Genomic DNA, 4887 nt, shown 5'->3' on the forward strand with positions numbered 1-4887 from the left:
ACGATGAGTACGGCGTCGAACACATGATGTGGACGCTGCTCGATCGCGCGAAGATTTCTTTCATTCAGTCGCAGATGGCCGACAAGAAGCTGATCATTGCGGACGGCCACCACCGCTATGAAACGGCGCTGGCATTTCGCGAGGAGATGCATGGCGCAAAAGGCAGCGATCGAATCCCGATGACTTTCTTCAATATGGACAGTCCGGGCCTGACCATTCTCCCGACCCACCGCGTGCTGTCGAACCTGCCGTCGTTTGATGCGGGGACGCTGTTCGATCGCGCGTCGGAGTTCTTCGATCTGTCAAAAGGGGACCGGCCGACGATCGGCGTGTTCGTGCGCGGAGAGTTGTCGCACCTGCAGCTCAAGCCGGGCCTGGATCTTGCGGCGCTGATGCCGGATCTTTCCGCGAAGCAGCGCACTCTGGATGTGGTTGTGCTTCACCGGTTGATCCTGGAGCGTTGTCTGGGAATAACGGAGGATGCCGTCAAAAAGGAGAGCTACCTGACGTATCTGCGCGAGGCGGAAGCCGCAATGGACGCGGTCCGTTCCGGAAAGGCTCAGGTTGCCTTTCTGCTGAACCCGACAAGGCTCGATCAGATGCGCGACATTGCTTACGAGGGGAATGTCATGCCGCAGAAATCGACGGATTTTTATCCGAAGGTTCTGTCCGGCTTGACGATGTACACGCTGGAATAGGCATTCAATCCGCGGCACGAACGTCGACCAGATTGTCGTAAAACGTTGCGCCGCCTCCGATGTCGGTGACTTCCTCCGACGTCGTGCTGTTCGCGTTACGGCCGCCGGGTACCAGCTTGTTCCACCAGATCGAAGGAGCGGAGACGACACCGCGGCGCGTACGATCGGTGATTGCAGCTTTCGCGAGGAAACTGCCGCGGTCATTAAAAATTTCCACCGGCGTGCCGCCGCGAATATTTCTGGGCTGCGCATCCAGCGGATGGATTTCCAGCGTCGGCTCGATCTCTTTTTGCGCGAAGAGATTCACAAATGTGGAGTTGAGAAAATGATGGGCCGGCGGCGAGATCAGCGCCAGCGGGAACTTCTGCGCCAGAGCTGGATTCGATAAGCGATCCTCGCGTGGCGGAATGTACGTGGGAAGCGGATCGAGGTCCTTCAGCCGGTCGGAGTAGAACTCGCATTTGCCGGACGGTGTCGGAAAGCCGCCCTTGGCAAACGGGGCATCGCCGATTCCGAGAGACATCCAGCCTTTTTCTTCCAACTTCTCCAAGCTGATTCCTTGCACACCGTGCAGCGCCTGGCGGACGAGGTCTTCATCGGTATCTCTGAATGCAGGCTCATCGAATCCCATGCGGGCGGCAAGCAGACGGAAGATCTCGGTATTCGGCTTACTCTCTCCCTGGGCCTCAATGGCGGGAGTATTCAACATCGAGTAGGTGTGACCATATGACCTGTGAATATCGAGATGCTCCAGTTGCGTCGTCGCCGGAAGCAGAATGTCGGCGTAATCCGCCGTGTCGGTCTGAAAGTGCTCGAGCACGACCGTAAACAGATCCTCGCGTTTGAAACCCGCCAATACGCGCTGCTGGTTCGGAGCAACCGCGCCCGGATTGCTGTTGTAGACAATGATCGCGCGAACCGGAGGGACGGCATTCGTGAGCGCCTCACCCAGCTGGCTCATGTTGATGGTTCGAGGATGTCCCTGAATCAAATCAGGCCGTTCGAGCCCGGCGTTGTCGTATTTGAAGAACCCGCTGGTGCTGAGAACTGCGCCCCCGCCGGGATAACGCCACGATCCGAGGAGCGCCGGAAGGCAGAAGATATTACGAACCGCCATTCCGCCGCCGGAATGACGCTGGAGTCCGTAATTCACGCGGATGAAGGCGGGCGAGTTTTCCGCGTATTCATGCGTGATGCGCTCGATCGTGTCTTCCGGGATTCCCGTGATTTCACTGACTCGCGGCGGCGGGTATTCCTGCAGCCGCGGCTTGAGCTGCTCGAAACCGATCGTGTACCTGTCGATGTAATCCTGATCCTGCAGGTTGTCGCGCACGATGATGTGCATCATGCCGAGAGCAAGCGCGCCGTCCGTACCCGGCATGATGGCGATGTGCTCGTCCGATTGTTCGCCGGTCCTGGTTCGCAGCGGATCGATCGTGACGATTTTCGCGCCGCGGGAACGGGCCTTGAGGATGTACCGCCACAGGTGAATGTTCGATGTGATGATGTTCGAGCCCCAGATCAGGATGTGCTTTGCCTGATCGACCGTTTCGGGATTCGTGCCGACGGATGCGCCAACCGTATATCGCATACCGAACATGCCGGCGCTCGAACAGATCGTACGATCAAGCAGAGACGCGCCCATGCGATGGAAGAACCGGCGATCCATGCTGCTGCCCTGGAGCAGGCCCATGGTTCCGGCATAGCTGTAGGGCAGGATCGACTGCGGATCGTCTGCAGCAATGGCCTTAAGGTTTGAGGCAATCGTATCGAGCGCTTCATCCCAGGAGATGCGGGCGAATTGGCCTTCGCCCTTCCTGCCGGTCCGCTTCATCGGATAAAGCAGGCGATCGTGATGATAGGTGCGCTTTTCGTAGTGCGCGACCTTCACGCAAAGGCCGCCGTGGGTATAGGGATTTGAAGAATCGCCCCGGACACGCACGGCGCGGCCGCTGTCGTCGACTTCGACCAGCATGGCGCAGGTATCGGGACAATCGTGAGGACAAACAGCCCGGACAACCTTCATCGCGGTCTATACCTTCTTCAAGTTGCCTGCTTTTGCAGCAGCCTTTTTCATTGAGCTGAGCAGCTCTTCGCGCCGCTGGTAAAGCTGTTTCAGCTGCCGCGGTTTGCGTTTGGCCATCGCATACGCGGTCAGCAAAGGCAAAGCGACGGTGGAGTCGATGTAACAGACGACCGCATCCGGCAGCCGTTCCGGATCCACCTTGCCCCAGGTGACGGCTTCAGCGGGCGTCGCGCCCGAGAGTCCTCCTGTGTCGGGTCGCGCATCCGTGAACTGCAGATAGTAGTCATGTCCTTTTTCGTCCAGTCCGAGGACTTCCTGGATCTGGGGTTCCGTCTGCAGTACGAAATTTTTCGGCGACCCTCCGCCGATGATCAGAATGGCGCTCTTGTTCCCGCTCTTTTTCGCGCCGTAGACCAGCGCGGCCGTCTCGTTGACGTCGGCGTTCACGTCGAACAGCAGCTTGTTGCCTTCGAGCGCTTTCGCCGCCACGTTCATTCCGATCGAGCTGTCGCCGGGTGACGAGGTGTAGATCGGCACGCCAAGCTCGTGCGCGGCGCCGAGCAGGGACTTGTCTTTCAGGCCGAGCACCCGGCTGCGCTCGAGAACATATTTGCCCGCGAGATGGTGGAATTCAGCCGTGCTCATGGTCCGCTGAAATTCCGGGCCAGTGATCATTTCCCGGAAAAAGGAGTCCGTTTTCAGCAGCACGTCATATTCAAAGAATATGTCGTAAATCCGCACGACCCCTTCTTCGCGGAGGACGCGGTCGTCGAGATTGTGAAGGCCGCGGCGCATCTCCAGGCCAATGCCGAAGTGGGTATCGTGGTAAAGGTTTGCCCCCGTCGAGACCATCCAGTCGATAAATCCGGCGCGCATCAGTGGAATAATGGCAGCCATCCCGATACCGGCTGGCGTCATCGCGCCGGACAGACTCATTCCGACGGTGACGTCGTCGGCCAGAACGCGCTCGGCAAAGAGCTGACAAGCCTCGCGAAAACGTCCGGCATTGTACGCATTGAACGTCTGATCGATAAGATCGGCTATCGAGATGTTGGCATCAATAGCGGGCGGTTCGATCCGCTGTCCCTGCAAATAGCGACTTTTGTTCTTCATCCCTAAACATTCTATCAGGTAACCTTTTTGGCATGAATGATGCGCATATCGAATCACTTCAACGGGCGTTGCAGCAGGACAAACTGGACGGATGGCTTTTTTACAGTTTCCGCGGCAGCGATCCCATAGCCGAAAACATCTTGAAGCTGGATCACGCCAGGTTCACGACTCGCCGCTGGTTTTATTTTGTTCCCGCGAAAGGCACTCCGCAGAAAATTGTCCATGCGATCGAAACCGGGACGCTCGACAGTCTGCCCGGCGATAAACATATCTATTTGCCCTGGCAGCAGTTGCATCAGCTTTTGCAGCAAGCCTTATCCGGCGTGAAAAAAGTGGCGATGCAGTATTCGCCGTTGAATGCGATTCCATACGTTTCGCGCGTCGATGCCGGCACGGTCGAACTGATCCGCAGCTTCGGTGTGGATGTCGTTTCATCGGCCGACCTTGTCCAGGTATTTGAGGCGGTGTGGACACAGGAGCAACTCGAGACGCATCTGTATGCGGCGAAGCACATGCGGGAGATCGTCGACGCCGTCGCGGGAGAAGTTCGGCGCCGGGTCCAGGATAAAGTTGAGGCCACCGAGGTGGGGATTCAGAATTTTCTCCTGGAAGAATATGAGCGGCGGGATCTGATCGCAGGCCATCCGCCGATCGTCGCCATCAATGCGCACAGCGCCGATCCCCACTACGCGCCGAATCTCGACGATAATCTTCCAATGCGGAAGGGTGATTTTCTTCTTATCGACATGTGGTCGAAGCGCCGCAGTCCCCATGCGGTTTATGACGACATCACCTGGACCTTCTTTATCGGCGATTCCGTGCCTTCGGAGCATCAGAAGATCTTCGACGTCGTGCGAAACGGCCGCGATGCCGCCATCAAAGCGGCGCAACAGCGCTACCCCACGGGTGAAGTCCTTTACGGCTGGCAGATCGATGAAGAGGCGCGCCAGTCCATCACGAAAGCGGGTTACGGGGAGTACTTTCTGCATCGTACCGGGCATAACATCCACGAAGAAGTGCATGGCAACGGCGCCAATATCGATAATCTGG

At 57.8% G+C, this 4887-nt stretch carries 4 protein-coding genes; 2 read left to right on the forward strand and 2 right to left on the reverse strand.

Translation table 11 applies throughout. The features are described 5' to 3' along the window. Positions 1-698 (forward strand): DUF1015 family protein (locus tag VGK48_26700; protein ID HEY2384781.1); only part of this gene is annotated, 698 nt, incomplete at its 5' end. A 4-nt stretch (positions 699-702) separates the two neighbouring features. Here VGK48_26700 and VGK48_26705 read toward each other — a convergent pair. Beyond that, on the reverse strand, positions 703-2724 hold the full coding sequence (locus VGK48_26705; protein ID HEY2384782.1) for a molybdopterin oxidoreductase family protein: 2022 nt from the start codon (positions 2722-2724) through the stop codon (positions 703-705). Positions 2725-2730: 6 nt separating this feature from the next. Next, complete coding sequence (speY, locus tag VGK48_26710; protein HEY2384783.1) at positions 2731-3837, reverse strand: deoxyhypusine synthase; 1107 nt, start codon at positions 3835-3837, stop codon at positions 2731-2733. Positions 3838-3869: 32 nt separating this feature from the next. Here speY and VGK48_26715 point away from each other — a divergent pair. After that, on the forward strand, positions 3870-4887 hold a 1018-nt coding region (locus VGK48_26715; GenBank protein ID HEY2384784.1), incomplete at its 3' end, for a M24 family metallopeptidase.

The sequence above is a fragment of the Terriglobia bacterium genome (assembly GCA_036496425.1).
GTDB lineage: Bacteria > Acidobacteriota > Terriglobia > 20CM-2-55-15 > 20CM-2-55-15 > 20CM-2-55-15.

Bases quoted from the DNA above. Each gene is read 5' to 3' on its own strand.
- VGK48_26705 (HEY2384782.1), bottom strand. From the start codon at position 2,724: ATGAAGGTTGTCCGGGCTGTTTGTCCTCACGATTGTCCCGATACCTGC.
- speY (HEY2384783.1), bottom strand. From the start codon at position 3,837: ATGAAGAACAAAAGTCGCTATTTGCAGGGACAGCGGATCGAACCGCCC.